The sequence below is a fragment of the Microbulbifer maximicatervae (SeqCode) genome (assembly GCF_052467815.1).
Window position 1 is genome coordinate 141,857 of sequence record NZ_CP174326.1, and the last position, 25,556, is coordinate 167,412.

Sequence of the window (25,556 nt, forward strand, 5' to 3'; positions counted from 1 at the left end):
GTAATTAGGCGACGACTGGACAACTGCCGCTAGCAGCCTGCTCTGCGTCCAAATCTTCAAGCCGCTTATCTAAATTAACCGCACAGCAACCAAATTCTTTTGACTCAGGTAGGCGCATTACATACTGCATGCGTTGACCACTTCTTCCCGAACGACTCGCTTCAGGCAACAGTCGCACCAAGTCCTCAGTAAGCATGAAACCAGGCGTCGAACGTGCGAGAGGGTCAAGAATTGCCAATTGGCCGGTCTGGCCCGGTTCGACCTCTCGATCTAGTTGTTTGGGGTCTCTTACCGAGAAATGAACGAAGGGGGAGACATGCTTGATTCCATACTCATCGTCAATAGCAATGACATTGGATTCAACCAAGGCGTAGATGTCACGGATCTGGCTCTCTTCAACGCCCAAGTACTCGATACATTCACTGTTGAATTCTGCACGTGACAACATCTGGCCTGAGAAGCGCTTCCACCCCCCAAGAGTGATGATGTAACTACTCTTATCGAGTTTAATTCGGGTGTTGGTAGCTTTGAGGTAGCTGATAAAACGATTGATCAGGAATGGAGGACCAATCAAATGGCGACTGAATTTATCATTCCAATCCTCAAGCTGTTCTAAGGCCTCTTCGGGCTTAAAAGATTCTTGCCGAACCATGAATCTATGAGTGTCCAGCAGACCTGCGAGCATATTGAGGGCCTTGATCATGCCCATTTCAGGAATTTCCTCGGTTGAGGGGCAAAGATAAAGGCCGGCACCTTTGGAGATCTTTAGGAATTCGCGATACATCGAGTAAATCCCCAGCACCGCATTGTCAACGGTGTCCGCGCAGCGGCGCGAAACGCTGGGAATACCAGAGGTACCTGTGCTTCGCATTTCTAGCTCTACATCACGTAGGCTGACTGAAAGTAACTTATGGCTATCGTTTGATTTAAAAAGCTCAATGGGAATCAGAGGTATTTTGATCAGGTCAGCTGGAGTTGAGATCATATCCGGTGTCACTCCTTTGCTATCGCAAGCGGAGCGGAAAAAAGCATTGTTCTCATAGTGATAAGCGAATGCCTCATGGATCAAGCCTGTCTTGAAATCCAGTAAGTTATCCTCTGTCATCGAATAGAGTTCCGCCACAGATGACAGTGCCACCTTTAAAGGGTCTAACCCGTTTTCCTTGAGTATGTTTTGTAACTGTATCGACATTTCAATCTCCATTTTTAAAGTCAAATAAGACACGGCCTCAATCGTCTATGCGGAGGCATTTAGGCTATTTTTTTACTGTTTTAATCAAGCTGATATATATCAAAAAACTTAACAAAAACCTCAAAGCTTGAATTAAGAATGGTTTAAACATCAGAGAATTTAGAACTCGACTGAAAGACCCATCCGGGAATCATGCCGGGTAAACCTGCCGGGTAAATCTGCCGGGTAAATCTGCCGGGTAAATCTGCCGGGTAAATCTTTGACCACCATCAAGAGTCTCTACTTATCGATTCTATTTATTATTTTCCGAGAGAAATATTAAACACATTAGAAATTTTAACAATCACTTCAAAGTAATTTTCTTTATTTTTTTATTTTTCTTGCCGCGTAGTATGGTTTTTTTTTTGCTACATGACCAGCCCCTCTCACTTACACCCACTTACAATCTTACCCCTTCAAATTACCTCTAAAAATTAGCCAGAACAATCGGTCCGCCAATCACATAAAAATCATCTTGCGATCATGAACTCACAACAAAACGAACAGGCTTTATACATATTTTTTTTACTATTGAAGCTTGCACTCACACCTGAACTCCGACTCCCAACGGGAAACCCAAGAAAGCACCTTGCCGCCAATTACAGCAAATTACAGCTTATATTTTGGTAACATATTGTGACCAGCCAATTAACAAATATAAACTATTTGATGACAAGCTTAATAGAATTAATTCAATCTTAGGGGTAGAGTAAATTCGCACAAATATTCAAGCTTACATTGTCGTTTTTCCTCAATCTTTAATCTCCCTGCTATTTTTCAGCAGAAAATTCGTATTTTTAAGTAAAGATTGATACATCACATTCATATAAACCACACCACAATTAACAACACGCCCCGCAACACCAAGTAATTTATTGGATATTTTTTTATTACAACGATCTACTTTAAGGAGAATAGTACCAAGTAAGGCGCAACTGTACTTCCACCTCCTTTTCTTTTACCTACACCAACTAAACGCCATTAATTCTCATGACTAAAATAGAAAACTCAGTCTCATTTATGACAACCATCCATAATAATCTATTTATTACTCTTTATTTTTTAACTATCAATAAAAAATTATCCACATTATCTTTGCGAGATTCCCTATTGCACAATTAAAACCACAGAAACAATGGCCATTTTCAACACACAAAAAACCAGAATACCGCTTTAGACATCCCTCAGAAATACCCAATCGTGCTTACACATTTTATTACCATGGGAAAATATCTATTCAGCAGGCACTTTAGAAGCATCCACCAAACTAAAAATGCTGAAAGCTGAGCACCAGGGATAGATTTACCTACATCCGCCGATGAACTGAAAAACATTATCTTTGCCGGCCAGCTTAAAGAAGCACTACAAAATCGGCTTCAATTATAAAGCGCATACCAAACCTCGTAGATGTGGCTGAAGATAAGATCTGATTTCTAGCTAACTTTAGGAGTACTTTGCAAAATGAGAGAGCATACGGCACACGCAATCTACGTAACATTTTCTTATTTCATCTAGCAATGGCGATATTTAGTATCAAAAGAAACAGAACACCTTCCTAGTACCTCCGAGCCACCTCCCAATTAAGCCCCATACTTCACCCTAACTTAGTGTTAAATTATTAAACTCAACTTTCCCACCAAAAGTATCCACTAGACCGGAAGTTATGAAGAGTATAAATTTTTACAGGCACAGAACCACACACTTAATTGAAAATCGTTATCATTACCAATATTACCTATAGAATATGAGCGACAGAGAACTTTCTGAAACATCTAACTCGATGAAACAGCTGCTCGACAATTATTTGCCATACGGCTTTAAGACTGAAGAGATATAGATCAAATCACCGATCTAAAGCATTGCACCATACTTTGCCATGAAGCTCACCTAGTAGACATTAATGTCGCGGCTCAATATTCTTTTCAACAGAAGGTACGTATCAATTTTTAGTTACAGTCGGCTAAAAATTTAGAGCTATAAAAAAAACACTTGAGGACTTCTTAGGCTTTTATGCCCCAATGAAAGATATTCAACACCTAACAATACTTCGACTAGATCCTTTGGAGGCTGTAAGGGAATATTCGGCAGCATATAATAATAAAATTTCTGCCTAGACCATCTAGGTCAAAGGTGAAAAAAGTGCGTCATGTCATAACGCATTAAAATGGATGCACAAAACTGCTCTATGAGAGAAAAGCACTCATAAGTTCGCCAACTCAAACCTTAAGGGATCATTGCATCTTTTGCTCTCAGAAATTAGTGACAAGCATCTTCAGGTAAGACTCCCATTGATCTACAAACTATTTTAGACAAGCCACTAAGAAGTTGATATTACTCATACTATTAAAACCTTAAGGTCACTTAGGATATTTTGGCTTTTCGAGTGGACTCCCTCGCCTCTTTAAGAATCAAAAAACCACCTCGAGTGACAACAGCCGAAATTATTAAGCCTATAGCAAGATCAGGAAAACGACTATCGATTACCGCCACTAGTAGTCCTGACACAATCACTCCTAAATTTGCGACAACATCATTGGCTGAAAAAATCCAAGCGGCTCTCATATGTACACCCCCTTCCCTATACTTTGATATTATTAGGAGGCAAACAACATTTGCTAACAAGGCAGAGGCCCCTATTGATATCATTAGTATACTTTCTGGCTCGCTTCCAAAAAGTGATCTCCTACAAACCTCATACAACACCCACAATCCCAATATAATTTGAATTATTCCACTGACATTAGCTGCCTTAGCTTGATATATAACCCCTCTACCTACAACAAATAAAGAGATCCCATACACAGCAGCATCAGCCAACATATCTAGAGAGTCAGCAATCAGTCCTGTTGACTGAGCAAACCATCCAAGAATTAATTCAAACACAAACATAATTGCGTTGATCACTAGCAGCACCATTAAAGTGCTTCTCTCTAATTTATCTGCTTGCTCTACACCGCAACCACATTCAGACATATTCATGCCCTCTCTAAACAGAACTCCACTTAGGGATATTTATGTTTTAAACATCAACAATTACTTACTTCAAATTCTCTCTCGAGGCTAGATCCTGTCTTTCTTTAAAAATTCAGATCATATTTATTAGTCAACCTCATGAGAAGTCAAATTACAATTCACTAAAATCAGAGATCAAGGGCACCAGCACTTCCGCCCACTCAATTTAGGACCTATAAAGGTTGGCATTGAACTAGAATAAAAATCTGCAAGCAGTAAACTCATACTAAACCTACACACTAAAAACCCGTCACTCCATTGAGGCAATAGAAACATCTATTATTTTCTATTTATCTTATATAAATATCAAGCGCATCCATTTCTTTCATGCTCAAAAATGAACCAACAAACACTTAAATATTTTCATTAAAATTTTGCTCACCCCTACCTAAATATAAGCAAAGGTGAGCATCATAAATTATGTTTATATTTTCAATATACCTTCTCTTCCATGCACTATCCGATAAAGCAATGGCAGTACAAACAAGGTTAGGAGAGTAGAAGAAATTATGCCTCCAATTACCACCGTAGCTAGTGGTCTTTGAACCTCTGCTCCAGTACCTACATTCAAAGCCATAGGAACAAAACCGAGACTTGCAACCAACGCAGTCATCAATACTGGACGCAGGCGGATCATAGCACCATCGATAATGGATGTGAGCAACTCACCACCTTGCTGACGAAGTTGTCGGATGAAGGAGAGCATTACCAAACCGTTTAACACCGCCACACCAGATAGTGCAATAAATCCTACTCCAGCAGAAATAGATAAAGGCATATCGCGCAACCATAGGGACAAGACACCTCCAGTAAGCGCCAGGGGTACTCCACTGAAAATAATTAAGGCATCCTTGAATGAACCAAAGGCCATCACCAGAAGTCCCAGAATTACCAATAGTGTCAGTGGAACCACTATTGAGAGGCGAGTACTGGCGGATTCCAATTGCTCGAAAGTGCCGCCGTATACTAGCCAGTAACCTGCAGGCAAAGAGACCTGCTGATCAATACGGCTCTTCGCCTCTTCAACAAAGGACCCCAAATCACGGTCGCGGACGTTGGCAGTTACCACAACACGGCGCTTACCATTTTCCCGGCTGATCTGGTTGGGGGCAGGGGTCATTTCCAAGTTAGCAACTTCTGACAAGGGCACATAGCTACCCAATGGGCTACCAGTAGGTAACGGAACAGGTAAATCCCCAAGGTTCTCATAGTCTCGTCGCAAGCCTTCCGGCAGACGCACTACCAGATGAAAACGGCGATCGCCTTCGTAAATCAATCCAGCCTCTTCACCTCCAATAGCCGCTGAAACCAAATCTTGCAAGGTTTGCAGATCTATTCCATAGCGGGCGAGTGCGATTCGATTCGGCACTATTGATAGAATCGGTAGACCCTCCACTTGTTCTACACGAGCATCAGCAACACCCTCAATTCCATTTAGCACACCGAGAATTTCATTTGAAGAAGCCACCAGCTGATCCAGATCATCACCGAATACTTTAATACCCAGGTCTGCACGTACGCCGGAAATTAGTTCATTAAAGCGCATTTGGATTGGTTGGGTGAACTCGTAGTTATTTCCCGGTAACTGACGCACAGCTTCTTCGATTTCAGCAACCAATTGTTCCTGGGGCAGTTTCGGATCGGGCCATTGGTCACGGGGCTTCAGGATCACAAAATTGTCGGCTACATTTGGCGGCATTGGGTCTGTTGCTACTTCTGGTGTACCAATTTTTGCGAATACTTTATCTACTTGAGGAAACTCCTTAATACGCTGCTCCAACAAGCTTTGCATTTCTACAGATTGCTCTAAACCGGTACCAGGAATACGCAGGGCGTGTAAAGCGATATCACCCTCATTGAGCTGAGGAATAAATTCAGAACCCAGTGTTGTTGCAAGCCAGCTGCAGAACAGTACTAATGCAAGAGCCCCAGAAAGTACTAACCAGCGCACTTTCATTGCAGCAATCAACAGTGGTTTATATAAAGATTTGGTCGCAACAATAACTTTGTTTTCATTTTCACTGATTTTACCTGTCAGGAAAACAGCAACTGCTGCAGGCACAACGGTCAATGAAAGCACCAGTGCAGCGAGTAAAGCCATCACTACAGTGGCAGCCATGGGGTGGAACATCTTCCCTTCCACACCTGTAAGCGAAAATAGAGGGATATACACCACGGTAATGATCAAAACACCAAACAAACTTGGGCGAATCACTTCGTTGGTAGCTTGGAATACTAGCTCCAAACGCTCTTGTAGGGGCAGCTTGCCTCCGTTGCGATGCTGGGCTTCGGCAAGTCGGCGAATCGCGTTCTCCACAATTATCACGGCCCCATCGACAATCAGGCCAAAGTCAAGGGCTCCGAGACTCATCAGATTGGCGGAAACACCCGTTTGCACCATGCCGAAAATGGTGGCAAGCATGGAAAGCGGGATTACCGCTGCAGTAATAAAGGCGGCTCGAATATTTCCCAGCAACAAGAACAATACCACGATAACCAGCAGCGCACCCTCAACAAGGTTTTTTTGCACTGTAGCGATAGCTTTATCTACCAGAGTGGTCCGATCATAAACCGCCTCTACCTTAATACCTTCAGGTACGGTTGATTTTATTCGCTTTAAGGCTTCCGCTACACTTCGAGCTACCTCCCGGGAGTTTTCCCCTACCAGCATCATAGCTGTGCCCAATACGGTCTCTTCACCATCGCGAGTGGCAGCACCGGTGCGAAGCTCTTTTCCAATAGCTACTTCGGCTACATCCGAAATTTTAACCGGCACCCCGGCGCGACTGGTAATTACCACATCCTCAATTTCGGCAATATTTCGCAACTGCCCTGGTGAACGCACCAGAAGTTGCCGTCCATTCCCCTCCAAGTAACCAGCGCCGCGACTTTCGTTATTGCGGCTCAGCGCTAGAGCGATATCTTCCATGGATACGCCAAAGTTAAGCATCTGTCGAGGTTCGGGTGTTACGTGATACTGCTTGTTATAGCCACCGATGGTATTAACTTCAGTAACTCCGGGGACTAAGGATAATTGCGGTTTTATAATCCAATCTTGAATTTCCCTCAGTGAAGTGGCGTCGTAAGGCTGCCCATTGGGCTGGGTGGCGCCAGGCAGAGCCTCCACTGTGTACATAAAAATCTCACCGAGTCCGGTAGCAATGGGACCCATTTCAGGCTCTAACTCCGGAGGCAAATGACTTTTAATACTACTGAGACGGCTATTAATTAAGTTCCGAGCAAAATAGAGATCTGTACCCTCTTTAAAAACAACAGTGACCTGGGACAAACCGTAGCGAGAGAGCGAACGGGTATATTCTAAATTAGGCAAGCCGGCGAGTGCCGCCTCCACAGTGTAAGTAATCCGCTGCTCCGCCTCTAAAGGTGAATAACCAGGAGCCTCGGTATTAATCTGTACCTGAACATTGGTGATATCGGGAACCGCATCAATTGGAAGTCTCTGATAACTCCAAACCCCCAGGCCCACCAATACAAAGATCAGGGACAGTACGAAGTAGCGCCGCTCAATTGAGAAGCGCAGTATACTTTCAATCATCTTCTGGCCTCATTTAATGGCTATGTGCAGCGCCGGACTTTTCAATATCCGCTTTGATCAGGTAGCTGTTCTCGGTGACATAGCGATCACCCTCATTGAGGCCACTCAGCACTTCGGTTACAGTGCCGTCGCTACGGCCGAGTTTTAGTGGACGAATTTCATAGGTTTCTCCCACTTTGATAAATACCACCGTCCAATCGCGGAAAGGTTGTAGTGCACGATTCTCGACCACTAAAGGCACAGATTTTTCATTGGTTACTACTTGGCCTTGGACCATTAGATCGGTAGTCCAGAGCTCATTGGGGTTTTCAATCACCGCTCTTGCAATCGCGAAGGGCTGACCATTACTGCTCGGAGCAAGGCTGCTGATAGTTGACTCAAAAGAACGCTCACCAGCTGTAATTGAAACCTGTTGCCCTAATTTGATCTGATCGCGACGCATCGGAAATACTTGCAACTCAGCCCACAGCTGGTCGTAGTTAGCTATGGTAAACAGCACCCGTTCGCCACTGAATTCACCTTGGCTGGCTTGCTTATCAATTATCTGACCGCTAATAGGAGCGACCAATGGATAAATTTGCAAGCTGTCATTGGATTCGATAGAAGCAAGCTCTTCCCCTTTCGCTACCAAATCGCCAAGCGTTTTTTTAACAGTGATTACGGTTCCTGGGTAACGTGCACGCACATGACTGAGGTTACGATGATCTATCGCAGTTTTACCATATAAGGTAACGCTTTCTTTAATTATACCTGGAGCAGCAATTGCAGTTTTAATGCCTGCCTTTTTTGCCATTTGTTCAGAGATCTGCACTCGACCTTCATGGGACTCATAATCCCAACTTGTGCGCTCGCCGTTGTAAAAAACAGAAACGGCAACATCAAAAGAGTGAGGTTCCTTTACTACGCCTTCACCGCGGTAATACCCAACACTATCCTCCCAGGCAAAGGGTATTTGATCCACTTTTCCACCAAGTCTTTCAAGCTCTACGGAAACACGAGCATTCTCTAAAGGTTTACCATTAAGAGAAATCCAGGCTCGAAACTCTGGCTTTACACCACTTTCATAAATAAGCAACTCGGCCGTTAGATCCCCCTCAGTCAGTAAACGGCCACCATTGGGGCCCTTTTCCTCCTGATGCTCATCATGTCCGCCATGGTTATCACTATGTCCATGACTAGAGAATTGTTTCCCTTCCTGTTCATCATGCTCATCATGGCTATCATTGGAGCCCAGCTCTTCATCTTGCTTAACATGTTCATCATGACCACCATTTGCATGACCCAGGCTTGCAATCCAAAATCCAGAGAAAATGAGGAGTATGGATAATATTGCCAGGCGAATTACTTTACTTAATCTGCTCATATCTAAATCCAAAATTATTTTCCGCTTCCTACACTCTCGGAACCTAAAGGCCCTGCTGTAAGCTGCTCAATCTCAGCGCCGAAAAGAAGTACAGACCGCGCTGCTTCGATTCGTGCACGTTCAGCATCGAGCAACTCTTCCCGAGCAACAATTAAGTCAAGATAAGAACTCCGGCCACGACGATAGGCACGATCTACTTCAGTCAATGCCTCGCGAAGCTTAGGGATTACAGAATCCTGCAAACTGGAGACAGTAGCCAGGGCCTGTTCGCGACCGGTTACGGCAAGAAATAGCTGAGGATAAAGTTGTAGTAATGCCGCCTCACGACGGAGCATAACCTCATCCAATTCAGTCATTGCTGTTAGCTCGGCACCACGATTGCGTTTTGCGGTAAAGAGTGGAACTTCGAAACCAGCTAAAGCTGTAGTTTCGTCAACAGCCCGATTCACGAGAAGACCTGCAAACCATCCAACATCAGGCTTTGAGTTGGACTGGGTGAGACGAAGCTGTGAAGCACTCAGTCGCTCTTCGGAAGCAAAGCGCGCTATAGCTGGGTTTTCCTGCGCACGCGCATAAAGTTCCTCAAAACTAGCGCCGGGCTCAAAACGATAGAGCTCACTGGAGTCTACTCGATAATCTATACTCGGCTGTCCCCACAGAGCCGATAGGGCATGCCTGTAGTACACTAGCATGCTCTCATCCGTCTGCTTAGCGAGGCTTGCTTTTGTCAGGGCGGACTCCGCTCGTAGGCGTTCAGAAACCGGGCTAGCAGCAGCGCTGACTCTGGCGCTGACAGCGCTTAGCGTTTCACGTGCGAGTAATACCTTCTCCCTAGCCAATACAGCTAATTCCTGGGCAGCAAGAACCTGAGCATAGCGACGGATAACTTCTGCCAGAAGATCTAGCGCCTTAGCTTGCTCATCCGCGATCAGTAAATTACGCTGGGCATTGACTACATCTATTCGAGCTCTACGTTTATCTCCTAGCTCAATTACGGAGGATAAAGTTACCGTCAACTCAAGCTCATTGTCGGCATCATCCTCGGGATCTGGCGCATTATTGGAGCCACCATCACCAAAGTTCTTGTATTGAGCCTCACCTCCTAGGCTTAACGCAGGCCGCAGTGCTGCAGTCTCTTCAGCACCATCTAGACCTCTTCTCTGTAATGGGAATACCGCAAGCTCCGGATTCTGTGCGAGCGTCAGCTCAATCGCATCTGGTAATGTCAGTAAATCCCCCTCCTGCGCGGATACTGATTGCGCAGCTAAATACATTATCGCCACCATCAACTGGAATATGGCACGACGACGAATCACACTCTCAGTGAGCGTGCAGTAAAAATCCATGGGTATCTCCCAAGTCAGTTTTTAATTGCGCAAGGGGGCCTTGTAGCTCTCCTTACTCGCGCGGCATTAGAGCAATCAGACTTGGGTTATAGGTGGGCGGAGTAGAGGGGTAAAATAACCACTGGGAACACGTGTATTGCCGAATTCTCGATAATTAACGATTCCGCTCAGAATAGAGAGTAATGATTGACCTACCAGGGCGGTAAAGGTACTTCCATGGCAATGACAGCAGTGATTACATAAATCCAGAAGAAACGAAGATTGATCAGCCTCATCCCCGCTGGAGGGGATCTGTAAGCTTAAATCAGAAGGGGAGCTGTCCGGTTGAAACGGTAAATTGCCGGGCAGATCTTCATCATGATGTAGAGACAGGTGATTCGTTACCTCCTGAACTTCTTCATGGCTATCATAGAATGCACCTGCGGTCTGAAAGACCATAAGCACAATTAATAGAAATGATAGTCGAACTACATTCATAAAAGTTACAAAGAGACCAGAATCTACTGAATGGGATTCTAGCAAGTAAATTCAGACACCTCAACTTAACTCACTGCCCTAAAGTTATCATTAACCCCAAAGTGGCTATTTGGTCACACCTTCTCTCCAAGTGAGGAGTCAGCCTCTAGAAGAGGTCAATTTACAGTTAACGACACTTACACTAGTAAGGAGTCTATCGGTCCCATAGTCCACGGAATTTGGGTTGGAAAGGTAGAGCTTTAAAAGGGCTATATTCTTCAAGTAATCGGGATGCGAGATCATAATACTAATGTTAAATTCATTAAGTAGATTAAAATTCTTTCAGGAACCGTTAACCTTGCATGAAAGTGGGGGATTAACTTTGAATAAGCAGCCCAAATAAAAGTCTATGCGACATTCATTTAGGAATGATTTTGATAAGAGAGCTTTCGTGAAGTCTTAGGAGGTTTATTCAATTATACGAGAGGGCAGAGTTTAAATAAGCCCACATTATAACTTACCTTGGAGAACAAATGAATGAAGACACTTACTCGTGAATACTTATCAGAAACCCCTATGCTTGACTTTGAGAATAAAACCATTCAGATGTTAATTGAAAATAAGAAATGGCGTAAGCTATCTCAGTATGACGCCATTGGTGCCATCTATAAGTTTGTTCGTGATGATATTTTATTTGGTTACAATAGTGATGATCGTATTCCGGCTAGCAGGGTACTGAAAGACGGGTACGGACAATGTAACACTAAAGGAACATTGCTAATGGCTTTGCTTCGCGCTGTTGGCATTCCTACACGCATTCATGGATTTACTATTTTTAAAGACCTTCAGAAAGGTGCCATACCTAGTTATCTATTCTATATCGTACCTGAACGAATTATCCACAGCTGGGTTGAAGTATATTCAAATGATAGGTGGATCAACCTTGAAGGATATATTATCGACCGCCCATACCTGAACAAAGTCCAAGAAGGGTTCCGTAATCAATGCTCTGAGTTTAAAGGCTATGGTATTGCCACAAAATGCCTACAAAACCCACCCATTGACTGGGAGGATAAAGATACATTTATACAGAAAGAAGGTATCGCAGACGATTTCGGAGTTTATACGCAACCTGATGATTTTTATCTGCTCTATGGAAGTAATTTAACTGGCATTAAGAAATTACTATTTCGCTTCGTGATCCGTCATTTAATAAATATCAATGTTAAACGGATTCGAGCAAAGGGCTTAGGTAAATGTAATACCTTAGAATTAAGCTGATAAAGTATAGCGATACCACCTCTAGCGAGGGTGTTCAAAACTCTGCCTAATTACCACCTATACTAAGCCAATTTTCAGCAGTCTTTCCGGCATTGGAGGTGTCCGAAGAGAGAAAAAAAAAGTCTTGGAATGAGTGCTGATAAGTCGAACCGTCGATTAAATCGATATTGAAATTCTGCCAAATATCGCTGCGCATATTTCGGCCTAATCGCATGGTAGGTACTACGCAGTGCACTTTTTAGATTGCCGAGTACCGTATTCACCCAATAGAACTCAGGCTCTTCAACAGAAGCTCGACCACCACCACAAACAATCTTGTCATGTACACAATTAGCCTCTGTGACAGCATTGAAGCATGCAAGGCCATCTGAGATAACCATGCTACCGCTGCAAAGATGCTTTTTGCTCCAGGTAGAAATCTCACTGCTCCTGAAGCCCTTGATAATAGAGAGCTTGATACGAGTAGGACGTCTATCTTTGGTAGTTTCAACGGCAGCCACAAAGGGAGTTTTACCCTTAGCTCCGCGCCCCGGCTTGCATCCAGTATGTTCACCACCGAGATAGGCATCATCCAATTCAATAAAACCGGATAGCTTGTACTGTTGGTCCCGCTCCATCATCACCTGCATGAGTTTCTGCTTCATACGCCAGGCAGCGTTGTAAGAGAGACCCAGATGACGAGCCAGCTCCATAGAGGAAATACCCTTCTTATCCTGGGTAATCAGAAAGATACCGAGAAACCAAGTAGTAAGGGGCAGTTTGGTGGAGTCAAATATCGTACGAGAAGTAATCGATGTCTGACGTCGACACCGGTTACATTGCTTGAGCTTGCGGTAAGCGAGGTTGCAATGTTTGTCATGTCCGCAGTGAGGGCAACAGAAGCCATTTGGCCAACGCCATTGACAGAGAGCATCGAAGCACTGCTCTTCTGTACCATAAGCTTTAAGGAATTGGGTCAAACTAATACCCTTCTGGAACTGTACCTTGTTGCGAGCCATGGTGTATTCCCTTACAGATCAACATGATAGCTGTATTTATATACAGTTACATGTGACTTAGCAAGGGTGGTAATTAGGAAACTCTGTGTCAGCCAAATAGCCTCATAGGCTGATGTATTTCTCCAGTCGATCTGGGAAGTGGATCGTCAGCTGTGATAGTGTCAGATTCCAATTTTGAATTGGGTGCGTCCAGCGTTCGGAGGCTTTTAGTATACCGGCATAGAGAAGCTTCAGTAAGCTATTCTCATTGGCGAAGCCGCCCTTGGTCTTGGTCAACTTGCGGAACTGCCTGTGTACAGCCTCCACCGCATTCGTAGTGTAGATCGGTGTGCGGACGTATTCCGGGTATTTAAAGTAGGCCGAGAGAGTCGGCCATTTACCCCGCCAGGACTTAATCACCATTGGATATTTGTCACCCCACTTGGTCTCCAGCTCGTCCAAAGCGTGCTCGGCGGCATTGAGCGTTGCCGCCTTGTAGATGCATTTGAGATCGGCCATAAAGGCCTATTGATTCTTTGAAGCTACATACTTTAGTGAGTTGCGGATCTGATGGATGATGCAGTGCTGGATCTCGGTCTTAGGGTAGATGCTCTCTATGGCCTCAGGGAAACCCTGCAGGCCATCAACACAAGCAATGAGGATATCTTTGACCCCACGGTTGTGGAGATCGGTCAGAACACTCAGCCAATGATGTGCGCCTTCTTGATCGGATAGGTAGAGCCCCAATAACTCCTTCTTGCCTTCGATATTGAGGCCAAGAATCGTGTAAATGGCCTTGCTGGCATAACGACCGTTTTCCTTGATTTTGTAATGGATAGCATCGAGCCAGACAATAGGATAGACAGCCTCCAGGTCGCGCTCACGCCAAGCTTGTAGTTCAGGCAGCAGCTTGTCAGTAACGGCATTGATGGTGCCGTTGGAAAGCTCCATTCCGTAGATATCGGCAATATGTGTGCGGATGTCCTGATAGCTGTTACCCAGGGCAAACAGGGCGGTAATCTTGCGTTCCAGTTCGTCGGTAAGCTGAGTTTGATGCTTCTTGACGATTTGAGGCTCGAAGGTGCCGGCACGATCCCGCGGCGCCTGCAGCTCGAAGCTGCCAGCGGGGCTTTTCATAGTTTTTGAGGTGGTGCCATTCTTGCGGTTGGGCTTATCCTCGCTGGCGAGGTGCTCTTCCAGCTCCGCTTTCATGGCAGCTTCAGTGAGTTGTTTGATCAGAGGGGTGAGGATGCCATCTTTGCCATTGAGGTCTTTACCCTCGCATAAGGCTTTGACGGCGGCATCCATATCGAAAGTAGGTTTGGTCATGGGTCATCTCTTTTTTGCTAATAGTAAAGAAATGACACAGAATTCTGAACACTACCCCTCTAGCTCTAGTCTGAGATCTAAATATGTAACTTAACTGCCACTATAGGAGATATGGTGGGTATCATTTCCTTTAGATACGATATCTATAATGAGTCCCAGAAAATATAAAACAATCTTTTTGAACAAACCCAGGATTACATAATCATATAAAATAATTTAACTTTCATATCAACAACCAATCAAAGCGGAGTATCTAAACAATATTAAATCGAGTACTCTTGATCTTCCCGCAATAAAAGATTAAGAGTCATAAAATACAATAGCCATCTATGAATAAATGAGACAAATTTCTATGACATGAAAGGCAGAGGTTAAGCCTCTCATACAATCAAAATTATATTTATAATAAGTACATCACCTATTCGCATCAAACCAACGATACATTTTTTAAATAGTCAAGTAAGGAAGTATTCTCGAAATATTACGTGCATCATCCACACCGCGATGCTGCTGACCTTCAAAGACAATACCGAGAGACTGTAGAGCAGATCCAAGTCCTGAACGACGCTTCTTACCTGTCTTTTCTTGCCATACTGCTTTCAGGTTGATATGCGGTTTAGCAAAAAAATCTGGCGCGCAACCGTGCCGTATCAGCTCTACTTTGATCTGCTTCCAATCGTATTCCCCCCAGCTAGCCCAGGCTTGATACTCATAATGAGATAACCATAAGTTAAGGAGACTCGTGCTTTCTCTGAAATCAGGCGCACTAGCCACCATGCTATTTTTGATACCTGTAAGTTCACTGCAAAACTTACTAAGTTTCGGATTAATCATTGGTCTAACAAATTGACTATGACTAGCTAAGATTTCACCATCCAAAGTAGTCAGTACAAGTCCGAATTCAATGACCTCCATTACCCCAACAGATAGTGGGCGATCATTCCAACAAGTTGCCTCAAGATCTACAATCAGCAGGTGCTTAATACCATTGAAGCAATTCTGAAAAACCATGCTAAACCCTATAGTATTTTTTAAAAATGAAAAAAATCCCATTAGTATACGAAAATTATAATATACATATAAACAGAGTGAGATATTTAGAACGAGCCCGTCATCAATTGACATGGCTCAATAGAGTATTGTAAATTTTTCAAGGGATATACTATATGGAAACAATAACATGTCCTTTAAGTACTTTTAATTATTAAATATTAGATTTCTTGGTATATCATTAGGTATTCATAAAAAATAATAAGCCATTTCAAAATATATGTGTGTATATTTATGAAGCTCTATAGCTCTCAGAACAAACTTATCAGCAAGCTAGATAGAGAAACTACAAACCACACAATATTTCTATCTTTACAATATGGTATAACTATGTTTAGAGCACTGCAACAGCCGGGTGAATCCATCCATTCCTTTATATTAAGAGTTTTTATAAAAGCTGGGTTTCGGAATATAAATAGCTTAATAGCTGGCGGGGGTGGATGGAGAGAGTACCCTTCAATTCCGGATACAGCCAAAAAATATTTCACTTTTTATCCCGAGAAAGTACTGATTGACATTTTTGACTCTACTTACTCTATCGGAACAGAGGACACTTTTAGCAGAAATAGATTTACACATTTTAAAGGCTTCCCGCAAATTCTTAACTACTCTCATGGACAATTTACTGGAAAACGAATACCTATTAAGTTTTGTAAAAGGTGTATTGAAGAAAAACTTGCAAATCAGGGCCATGCGTTTTTCGAAAGCAAGTGGTTATATATATCATATTGCGAAAAGCATAACTGTCCGTTATGGCAAATCAAAAGAACCCCTTCAGTAAAAAACAAAATTAAAAGCGTGATTTTAGGTGTTTTATCGGCTAACTGGGAGAAAGTATCCAGCTCAATAAAACATTTAACTTCAGAAGTTTACAATAATAAACATTATGAGGACCCCATAAGTAAGTGGAAACTTTACTTTTCTCCCTGTGCAAAACTAACCTACATAGAATATTTTGTTCAGACTTTATCCTATCAGAAAAATTACATTGGGAAATTTTCTGATAGGAGATCAGCAGAACCCACGAAGAGCGACCTGAACCTCTTAAGAGCAAGATTGAAGAGATATTGTCATATGAGTTTTTATGATGTGTACAGTAAAGAATTGCAATCAAACTATAAAATCATTAAAAACTTCGAAAAAGAAAATTTTGAAACTATAAAAGTTAAACGATGGGGAATGGAGTTCCCTATACTTAAAGATAAAAAGGGAGCCTGCGCATCTTGTTCCCGATGGAATATAGATTCTTTCACTGACTGTTCAATTTCTGGTGTTATAGCTAGCTCTCGTGAAAGCGATTATTCAAGAATGGAAATTAACAGCAATAATTATATTGACTTTACAAAAAGATGTGCTATTACTTGGCTAAACATACAGAGATATGAGTTTCGCAAGAAGTATGGTTATAAACATCCCTTAGGCCTTCCTGCACCTCTCAATCAATAAATATGTTCTCTATTTTTTAGGATACCTCCCCTTAGCCTTTAGAGGTTTAGGTAGAGCAACCTCTAGCCATTCACGATCATATAAATACAACCAATAAAAGGCTTTATTACAGTGTAACTTAATATCTTTACGAATTGCTTTAGGGTGGGATTTGTAATATTTAAGGATTTTTAGCCTATAGCGACGTCGCATTGACTCCATATGGCATCGTTTACGATAAGTTACTAGTTCAGGATGAGTTGAGATAACTTGTTCTACTGATCCTACACCAATTTTACAAATTGTAGCTATTCGATGCCGGTTCATTCTTGTATACCCAAGGTGAATAATTTCATCTCTACAAGCCTTAGATAATTTCTTTGGCTTAAGATTCAAGGGGATATCGTGGAGCGCTGCAAGTCTTTTCAGATAAGTTCTACTTTTCCCTGTAATTTTAGAGGTTTCATTAAGCGACCTGCTTCGTAGAATATCAATACATTTCCTCTCTTTCCTTTTCGTCCTCATAGCAAAATCCTTTTTACGGGTTTGGAATTCAAACTCTACACTATTATGATCCTCTAATAATTGCTGGAAGGTAGAAAAAAGCCAACTTGAGAAAAAAATGTGCTGGAAGGGATTATGGCTTGCTCCTTGAACTAAAAGTTGAGAAACATATCTGAAGTCTTCAGAAGATTTTGGGAGCGAGCTATTATAAAATGGCCGATACTGCTGTGAATATACATAAAAATTTTGCATTAATTTTAGACGCCTAATACGGCCACTATTCGTTACCAAGCCCATATTATTTAATTTAAGGCGATATTTTGAAGTAACATCTATTAACGGAATAGGCCATTTGATCTTTCTTAAAAAATCATATCCAAACTTACCTACCTTATATTCAACACTAGATGCTTCTTTAGCACAGCAGGTCACTGATGGTAACAATCCAAGGTTAATTCGTTGACGATTAAGTAAGTCAATTCTCTCTAAGAGTACTGGATGTATACCACAAGAAGAGACCCCAGGGATTTGATGCGACCTATGCCAATAAGCAACTCCATATTGATTTATATCGCTACAGGCGCACTCTTGACACCATTTCAAGCATAGCGAAGAACCTGCACCAAATGATGGGAGCTGACTTTCCCTTATTGATCTCGCGCTATCATTACTCAACATAAATTTTATTATGTTATTTGAATACTTAGGCAAATAAAATATATATATTGGAGCCAATGTCTGACCAAATAAAATTTCGTACGCTTCATCATCTGTCAGGGCTGAAAGTTTTTTTAGATTCGATGTCAAAAAGGGGTGTATGGAGGCCCTCTCCTCAGCAAGATATATTTTATTAAACTCTTTACCCTTTAATCCAGAAATAGTAGCAAAGCGAATAATTCGACTAAAGAAAAGTTCATCAGGAAAAGCTTTGGGCAGGAGCATATTGTCAAATATGGGGTGAAACTTACTTTGAGGATAGATGCTTGATCGGATTTTTAAATAAAATTTCCATTTTTTTTAACTCAGCTTCAGGATTCTCTGCAATAGATGCTCGCCTTATCAAGTCTGGATCTTTAATAAGTTCATTTAAGTCACCAATAGATTGCAAGTAAGATAGCTTCTGATGAAATTCATGGTGCTGGGGGCGATTTAAATCTCCGGGGATAATCATAACTTCTGATTTCGAAGTATCTATAGATTTAACGGAAATTTCACTAGTTTCGACCTTAGACCTATTATTACTCTTTTCCCTTCTGATACGCCGAAATTTTTCAAGCCTATTTATCCTTGCTTCATCTACAGATTTTTTGGAGAAATTTATAGCTTTTTTTGCTGCATACTCCAGGACATATTCTGTTATAGACTCGTTATCTGAACCAATTACTAAACGCTGAGACTCCCTATAAATTCTTACAGCCAGATCCATATTACCAATAGATAGATCATATAATTTGTCACTAAGAGATTTAGTTAAAGGAGTTTTTTCCTTTGTCCATTGCAACACCCAAAGTTCTTCAACAAACATGGTCCACTCCTCATCATTTTTCATCAAGTCCATAGTAAAAGAAGCTTGACTTTCTGCACGTCTTGCTGTCTTTAGAGTTTTCCCTAATAATTTGTCAAAAGGAGGGTTTGCACACAGAAGAATGGGAACTCCCAATTCATTCATAAGATTATGAAGAAACCCCAGAAATTTATCTTCGCCTCCAGCTTTTGCCAAATTTAAATGCTGCATTTCATCTATTATTATGACACCTAAAAAGCTAGACTTTATTTTAGCTTCAATTTGCTTAACAAGTAGATCACTCGTTTTTTCTGGCTTAGTCTCTTCTCCTCCAAGCTTTCTATCAATTTCCGATAAAATCTTAAGACAAAGGGCTCTGATACTTGAGTTTTCTGGGCAATCTACTTTAGCCCATACTACTTGCTTAATATATAAAGGCTCACCTTGGTATTTACGATGCTCAATAACTTCTGGAAAACAATTTAAAATCTGCTCTAGCATACAACTTTTTCCGACACCGCTTTCCCCAAGTAAAGTTATACCACTCCCGTTAGATTTGAAATAACCTGTTCTAGGAGCAACTTTAGATCGTTGGTCTACAGGGTAGTGTAAATAGTTCATGGTTGTCGGCGACAGGGGATTCTTGCTTGAATAACCTTTCTTAATCGCAATTTCAATTGCTCTAAAGCATTCTAGATATACTGGAAGAGGCTGCCTTAACTCTTCGATTCTTGTAAGGTATTCAATACGCTCGAAAGCACTCAACTTTCTCTCGTTTTCAGAAAATGAAGGATAGCTACTTAATTTTTCTACCAAATCCTCATCTTTCAATTTTTTTGGTAATGCTTCGATCAAGGGGTTCCCCCGATGCTCCGGGAGTATTGCAATGTTATACTCTGCATAATTTACACCTCTCACTGGTTCCGCCTCTTCCTTTTTATTAATGAGACAGCTTCATTTTTCCTTTTTGACTCTAAGTTCTCATCATCGGGATATAGTTCTGATTTCTCTTCTCTAATGGATTCACCGTATTCAATTCGTCTATCAAGAACCGCCTCTTTTCTTCGTGTTCTCATTCCCTTTATTCGCTCAGTCTTACTCTTATCTTGTACATCTTTTTTTGTTTCACTTTTTGCTACTTGGCTAACTAATTTACGTCTATTATGTCTTTCTATAGACTTTTTACCTGGTTTATTTTTACATTTTTCTTTCTTTTTCCAATCTTTAAAATACAATATATCAGCTTGATGCTTATCACTAAGGCTTGCAGAAAACTTCATCAAGTTGCATTTAGTGAACCCTTCGCGCTCCTTAAGGCGAACATATATGAATGAAGAGTTATCTTGATCGATACGAGCTTCCATTTTCCAGCACTTGGTAGACCTGGCAAGCACTTTCCATTCTTGAAATTCTTCCCGGTCACATTCATAGTACATATCCTCATTTAAGCGGATACCTTTACTCGTCATAGATACTTCTACCGCAGGTAGAAGTTTAGCCCTTACTTCGGACTCCTCTGATCTACTTAAAGCATGCCGATGCTTTTTTAGATGGATATTCCAATAATTAAGCGGTGTAGGGGGCAATCCATTTTGCACTAACAAGACGGATTGTGCAGCTAAACCGTCAAATAGAGAATTATTATGCTCCATAACCTCATCAATAAGTAATTTTGTTACTTCATCTAATGTATATGTTGCATCGAGACGTGGATCACGATCACCTCGAATATAATGATGTCCTCTAGTTGTCCCTAATAATTCATGGACTAGATTTTTATTCAATATTTCGAATCTTCGTTCCACAATGCCTTTAAGATCGGCGCGATAAGGTGGAGCTATACTCAGGTGACCGATTAATGGAACGGCTAATTTTTCAGCGCTCTTACATATAAACTCCCCTCGATCGCAAAGCAAACGCTGGGGGATATGATGGCAAGGCCATTCATGATCTTCGATTTCGATACCGAACCTAGAACAATAACTTTTCTTATCCGTAAAGCTATTGACAAGAGCTTGACGACCCGCACGCCAAGAAGCATATTCCATAGAAACGTGAAGCCCAACAATCATCCTGCTTTCTTTATCTACCACACAATAAACAGTAGGCCTACCTAGAACATGAGAGCGCCTAAATTCAGAGACAATATGAACATCCAGTACTGTTGAATCCAATTCAAAGCAACTTCCAGGAACTTCGGTATGATCTGTCGCAGCTCCTCTTAACCCACGCTTGTTTCTTTCAAAGTCACCCACTGTAGTTTGCTTTCGGATTATTTCATTTTTTGGGATTAATTTTTTAACCCAATATATAAAAGTACGATATGATGGAACATTCGGCGACCTAGATTCACTCTCTGCCAGTATTAGTTCTTGTGAGTATAGCTCCTTCAACATTTTTTCATAAACTTGACTAAATGGAACTCGACGCCCTTTCAAGCCATACTTCTTCATCGCTAAAATAAAATTATTCTTATCATTTTCCGAAGTGTTAACCCCTTGATGTATTTCCATGCTCGGTGTAAGCATTCTTATTGGAGCTCCACGTTTAAGACCTCCTGAGACCCTAACTCTTCCAGCTCCTCCAGAATTCTTGTAAGCAGGCAGGAGGGCATTTCTTTCTTGCCCACCCCTCCAATATTGATTTAATAACCTATATATTCTCTGAGCCCTTACCCCTTTACTTTTCGCCTGATTTACCAGAACTTTGCTTCTTTCTTCAGTAGAAATCTCAAGGAGAAAATCTGGATTTTCTATTAGCTCACTTATCAGCTCAATATTTCTATCACGTTTTTTAATATGAGCTTCAGGTATCAACCCCTCATCAGCTAGCTGATAGTAGGGAAGAGGACTAAAGTTTCTTTTCACAGCTCCTCCTTTAATCGCACACAAAAATCTGGAGCTATCAATCTTAATAGGCCTTCTTAAACCTCCAGATTCTTCAAGATTAAAAAGAACCAGAATATTTATATCATAAAAAAGTTCAAGAACACGATACACACCACTATCAACCCCATCAATATCAGTTATACTCCAAACACTGTTTCGTTCAACTCGCATGCTTACCTACCGATTGATGAAAGAATATTTGTTATATCTATAACTCCAGACTCTGCTATCGGTTTACTTAAGTCTACCTCAACTTTCTTAATAGCGATTAAATGCTTCAAAAGTACTAAAGCTTCATCGTTCTTAACATCTACATTTTTACAGAATCCATTGCATATATCTTCGATCAAATTGATCCCGACATGTAATGTCTTTATGGCTTGCTTTTCTATACTTTCCTTAAATCTACGTCCTTGTCTATATGCAGAGGTAAACCACTGAATATTTTTAGATTGAATAACCGATATTTCATTCATAGTATATATATGGAAATTTACCCCCAGAAGCTCCCACCAAATACGTTCAATTTCTAATTTTTCAGCTGTACGCTTTATTGATAGTTCTTGGGCTGATTTAACAGAGATAGCCTCATACCAAAAGTCGTGTTTATCTGTGCAAGTCAAAACAAAGTCTGTAGTCATGACATTGTATGATCCAGAACCAGGCACTTTTGGATGATTTATATCTAGATTCTTTGCAATCTTGATAGAAAAGTCTAGGGGGAGAAGGGGAAACTGTTCCCTTATATCGATTACTGAATCACAGTTTTCAACCAGATAGAAGAGACAGCTTTCGTTTTCTGAGAGGGTATGATGCTCTCTATTAACTTTAATACCCTGAATTTTTCCACTATTTCCCTTAGATTTAACATCCTGAACTCTCAGCCAGGGTTTGTATTCTTCTCCAGCTCCCAGCCCATACTTGTTTTTCAGAGCTCTTTGAAAATCAGTTAGCCTCTCTAACCTTCTGTGTCGCGCCAAAACTTTTCACCCCAATCTGATTTATGACTAAAGCATTAACATCTTAGGTCTGTAAGATTTATTAATCCGGTATCTATAGTATACATACTGAGGTCATATTTAAGTGGTTGTGTTCATCCTTATTCAAACATTATGAAATTTAGCAGATCTTACAAATTCGTAGGACCGCTACGCCTAAACCGTAGAGTGTTTCTACCTATTATAAATCTGATTTTTTTATGTTATATGATTTAAGGATTGTCTTGATAATTTCTTATAAAAAGAAAATATCTCATAAAATTTTCAGCCAAAGTAAATCTACTATGAGTCATAGAAATAGGCTCTATGACTCATTTAATGGGTATTTTGTGAGTCATAGAAATAGGCTCTATGACTCATTTAATGAGTATTTTGTGAGCCATATAAAGCCTTACACAACTTCTGAGCTTGGCTTAAAATACGGAAGGCCTTAAAAGGTGGCATTCAAATCAACAGTTTGCACTTAATATCTATATATAAGATTTGGTTTGTTATCGATTTTGAACTAGTAACGAAGGATATATTGTTATATTCATCCTCATTTATTCCTGCTGCATAGGCTGCACGACTACCTCTCCCGCTGAGTGCACTCGCAGATGTGGCAATATTCACACTTTATAATTAGTGTTCAAACTTTATTATTCAGTGTTCAAACTTTTTCTACAGTGTTCAAACTTTATTGTACCGGCACACCATTAAGCCACCTCTCCTGCGGCATGACCTGAAGCCCAAGCCCATTGGAAATTAAACCCGCCGAGCCAGCCGGTTACATCGAGAACCTCACCAATAAAATAAAGCCCCTGCCGGGTTTTACATTCCATAGTACGGGAAGAGACCTGTGCAGTATCGACTCCACCTAATGTTACCTCAGCAGTGCGATAACCCTCAGTGCCCGCCGGTACCAATTTCCAGCTTTGTAACTTTTCTCCAGCTTGCTGTAATTCCCCCTCCCCAAACTGTTTTAGGGGGCGGCTGACAATTTGCGCTCGCTGCAGGAAAAACTGTACTAACTTTTTGCTCCAAACCTCAGCCAAAACGCTGTGTAAGTGGCTATCCGGGCTCTGTTGTCGGCGCAACGGTAACCACTCTGCCAGATTTTTCTCTGGAGACAAGTCAAATACTACCGTTTGACCTTCTCGCCAGTGGCTGGAAACTTGCAAAACCGCTGGCCCACTCAGTCCCCTGTGAGTGAATAGCATCTGCTCCTGGAAACTACCTTCAGCGCAAGAAGCGGTCACTGAAAGAGAGGTTCCAGGCAGGGTACCCTGACGCTCTAATTGCCGTTTATGCTGGGTGAATGGCACTAGCGCTGCTCGAGTTGGAACTACATCAAGCCCAAACTGCTTAGCGATCTCATAGCCAAATCCGCTCGCCCCCATGGTGGGGATAGAAAGGCCTCCGGTAGCCACGACCAAGGATTCACAGGTAACCGTCCCCATACTGGTTTCGACCCTATACCCCTGCCCCAAAGCTCGAATTTGAGTAATGCTACAGCGCGTGCGGATCTGTGCCTTGGCCGTACGGCATTCCGCTAGTAACAAGTCGACAATATCCCTTGATTTATTGTCGCAAAAGAGCTGACCGAGAGTTTTCTCGTGATAGGCAACCCCATGCTTCTCCACCAGTGCAATAAAGTCCCACTGGCTATAGCGAGCCAAGGCGGACTTACAAAAATGGGGATTATTACTGTAGAAGTTCTCTGCACTGGTGTAGAGATTGGTAAAGTTGCAGCGGCCACCACCAGACATCAGGATTTTCTTTCCGACTTTGCTGGCGTGATCCAGGACCAACACGTTGCGCCCGCGCTGGCCCGCTGTAGCTGCGCACATTAGTCCAGCTGCCCCAGCGCCAATGACCAATACATCGACGCTTTCCGGTAGCTGGCTGGTAGAAACCTCTGTCATAGGTAGGAAATAGTACTGCAGTGAGTCCGGTGATCAGGTGCGAGGCAGGGTAACGCCGCGCTGGCCCTGGTATTTGCCACCACGATCGGCATAGGACACATCACAAACTTCATCGGATTCGAAGAACAGCATCTGTGCCACACCTTCGTTGGCATAGATCTTAGCAGGCAAGTTAGTGGTATTGGAGAACTCCAAAGTCACATGACCTTCCCACTCCGGCTCCAGTGGCGTCACATTGACGATAATACCGCAACGGGCATAAGTGGATTTACCCAGGCAAACCGTCAATACAGAGCGCGGGATGCGGAAATACTCCACTGTACGCGCCAGGGCAAAGGAGTTTGGCGGAATAATGCAGTGGTCGCCTTCAACATCCACAAAGCTGTTTTCATCGAAGGTCTTGGGGTCAACTGTCGCTGAGTGAACATTGGTGAAAATCTTAAATTCACGAGCACAGCGAACATCGTAGCCATAGCTGGAGGTGCCATAGGAGATGAGTCGATCGCCATTATCGTTATGACGCACCTGACCGGCCTCAAAAGGCTCAATCATACCGTGCTGCTCTGCCATGCGGCGAATCCACTTGTCGGACTTGATACTCACTCCGTCCCCCCTGAATAGAATAATTAGTGCTCAATTAAAGAGGCGGAATCATAGCCGGTTTAGGCTGTGCAAAAAAGTGCCTATCCAATGAATTCTCACTTGTTGCCACTGGATGGATACTGTATAAAT

Annotated in this window: 15 protein-coding genes and 2 pseudogenes; 2 read left to right on the forward strand and 15 right to left on the reverse strand. The window is 42.1% G+C overall.

The annotated features are described in order from the left end of the window. Nucleotides 1-4: 4 nt before the first annotated feature. The 6 genes from ACJJIW_RS00620 to ACJJIW_RS00645 all read right to left on the reverse strand — a co-directional run bounded on the left by ACJJIW_RS00620 (nucleotide 5) and on the right by ACJJIW_RS00645 (nucleotide 10,985). Entirely contained in the window at nucleotides 5-1,192 is a 1,188-nt protein-coding gene (locus ACJJIW_RS00620) for a LuxE/PaaK family acyltransferase (protein ID WP_152454489.1), read from the reverse strand. Nucleotides 1,193-3,592: 2,400 nt separating this feature from the next. Then, nucleotides 3,593-4,210, reverse strand: coding sequence for a cation efflux transmembrane domain-containing protein (locus ACJJIW_RS00625; protein ID WP_253868658.1), 618 nt, complete (start codon nucleotides 4,208-4,210; stop codon nucleotides 3,593-3,595). 457 nt (nucleotides 4,211-4,667) lie between these two features. Continuing rightward, nucleotides 4,668-7,799, reverse strand: a complete 3,132-nt coding sequence (locus ACJJIW_RS00630; protein ID WP_152454490.1) for an efflux RND transporter permease subunit — start codon at nucleotides 7,797-7,799, stop codon at nucleotides 4,668-4,670. Nucleotides 7,800-7,812: 13 nt separating this feature from the next. Beyond that, nucleotides 7,813-9,162, reverse strand: coding sequence for an efflux RND transporter periplasmic adaptor subunit (locus ACJJIW_RS00635; RefSeq protein WP_152456399.1), 1,350 nt, complete (start codon nucleotides 9,160-9,162; stop codon nucleotides 7,813-7,815). 14 nt (nucleotides 9,163-9,176) lie between these two features. Beyond that, a complete protein-coding gene (locus tag ACJJIW_RS00640; protein WP_152454491.1) occupies nucleotides 9,177-10,508 on the reverse strand; it encodes a TolC family protein in 1,332 nt (443 codons plus the stop codon). 75 nt (nucleotides 10,509-10,583) lie between these two features. Next, nucleotides 10,584-10,985, reverse strand: coding sequence for a hypothetical protein (locus ACJJIW_RS00645; RefSeq protein ID WP_282933837.1), 402 nt, complete (start codon nucleotides 10,983-10,985; stop codon nucleotides 10,584-10,586). 516 nt (nucleotides 10,986-11,501) lie between these two features. Here ACJJIW_RS00645 and ACJJIW_RS00650 point away from each other — a divergent pair. Then, the gene (locus tag ACJJIW_RS00650) at nucleotides 11,502-12,245 is read left to right on the forward strand and encodes a transglutaminase-like domain-containing protein (protein WP_152454492.1); all 744 of its coding nucleotides are present in this window, start codon (nucleotides 11,502-11,504) and stop codon (nucleotides 12,243-12,245) included. 57 nt (nucleotides 12,246-12,302) lie between these two features. Here the strand turns inward: ACJJIW_RS00650 and ACJJIW_RS00655 are convergent. From ACJJIW_RS00655 to ACJJIW_RS00665, 3 genes and pseudogenes are all read right to left on the reverse strand, one after another. Further along, nucleotides 12,303-13,243: pseudogene (locus ACJJIW_RS00655) on the reverse strand (IS1595 family transposase). Nucleotides 13,244-13,345: 102 nt separating this feature from the next. Then, nucleotides 13,346-14,551: pseudogene (locus ACJJIW_RS00660) on the reverse strand (IS256 family transposase). Between the two features lie 447 nt (nucleotides 14,552-14,998). Continuing rightward, nucleotides 14,999-15,604, reverse strand: a complete 606-nt coding sequence (locus tag ACJJIW_RS00665) for a 3'-5' exonuclease (protein ID WP_216646256.1) — start codon at nucleotides 15,602-15,604, stop codon at nucleotides 14,999-15,001. Nucleotides 15,605-15,931: 327 nt separating this feature from the next. Here ACJJIW_RS00665 and ACJJIW_RS00670 point away from each other — a divergent pair, with 327 nt between their 5' ends. Beyond that, nucleotides 15,932-17,047 carry a hypothetical protein gene (locus ACJJIW_RS00670; RefSeq protein ID WP_152454493.1) on the forward strand — a complete coding sequence of 372 codons (1,116 nt, stop codon included), beginning with the start codon at nucleotides 15,932-15,934 and terminating at the stop codon, nucleotides 17,045-17,047. A gap of 9 nt (nucleotides 17,048-17,056) precedes the next feature. Here the strand turns inward: ACJJIW_RS00670 and ACJJIW_RS00675 are convergent, their stop codons facing one another. From ACJJIW_RS00675 to dcd, 6 genes are all read right to left on the reverse strand, one after another. Then, nucleotides 17,057-18,472 carry a TnsD family Tn7-like transposition protein gene (locus ACJJIW_RS00675; RefSeq protein WP_152454494.1) on the reverse strand — a complete coding sequence of 472 codons (1,416 nt, stop codon included), beginning with the start codon at nucleotides 18,470-18,472 and terminating at the stop codon, nucleotides 17,057-17,059. 22 nt (nucleotides 18,473-18,494) lie between these two features. Beyond that, a complete protein-coding gene (locus tag ACJJIW_RS00680; RefSeq protein ID WP_216646257.1) occupies nucleotides 18,495-19,889 on the reverse strand; it encodes an ATP-binding protein in 1,395 nt (464 codons plus the stop codon). A 59-nt stretch (nucleotides 19,890-19,948) separates the two neighbouring features. Then, nucleotides 19,949-22,033 (reverse strand): TnsB C-terminal domain-containing protein, encoded by a 2,085-nt coding sequence (locus ACJJIW_RS00685; protein ID WP_216646258.1) that lies wholly within the window; start codon nucleotides 22,031-22,033, stop codon nucleotides 19,949-19,951. A gap of 62 nt (nucleotides 22,034-22,095) precedes the next feature. Next, nucleotides 22,096-22,902 (reverse strand): TnsA endonuclease N-terminal domain-containing protein, encoded by an 807-nt coding sequence (locus ACJJIW_RS00690; protein ID WP_152454496.1) that lies wholly within the window; start codon nucleotides 22,900-22,902, stop codon nucleotides 22,096-22,098. A 713-nt stretch (nucleotides 22,903-23,615) separates the two neighbouring features. Beyond that, nucleotides 23,616-24,824: a BaiN/RdsA family NAD(P)/FAD-dependent oxidoreductase gene (locus ACJJIW_RS00695; protein WP_444893054.1), complete on the reverse strand. Its 1,209-nt coding sequence runs from the start codon at nucleotides 24,822-24,824 to the stop codon at nucleotides 23,616-23,618. Nucleotides 24,825-24,857: 33 nt separating this feature from the next. Further along, a complete protein-coding gene (gene dcd / locus ACJJIW_RS00700) occupies nucleotides 24,858-25,427 on the reverse strand; it encodes a dCTP deaminase (RefSeq protein WP_282933840.1) in 570 nt (189 codons plus the stop codon). Between the last annotated feature and the right edge of the window lie 129 nt (nucleotides 25,428-25,556).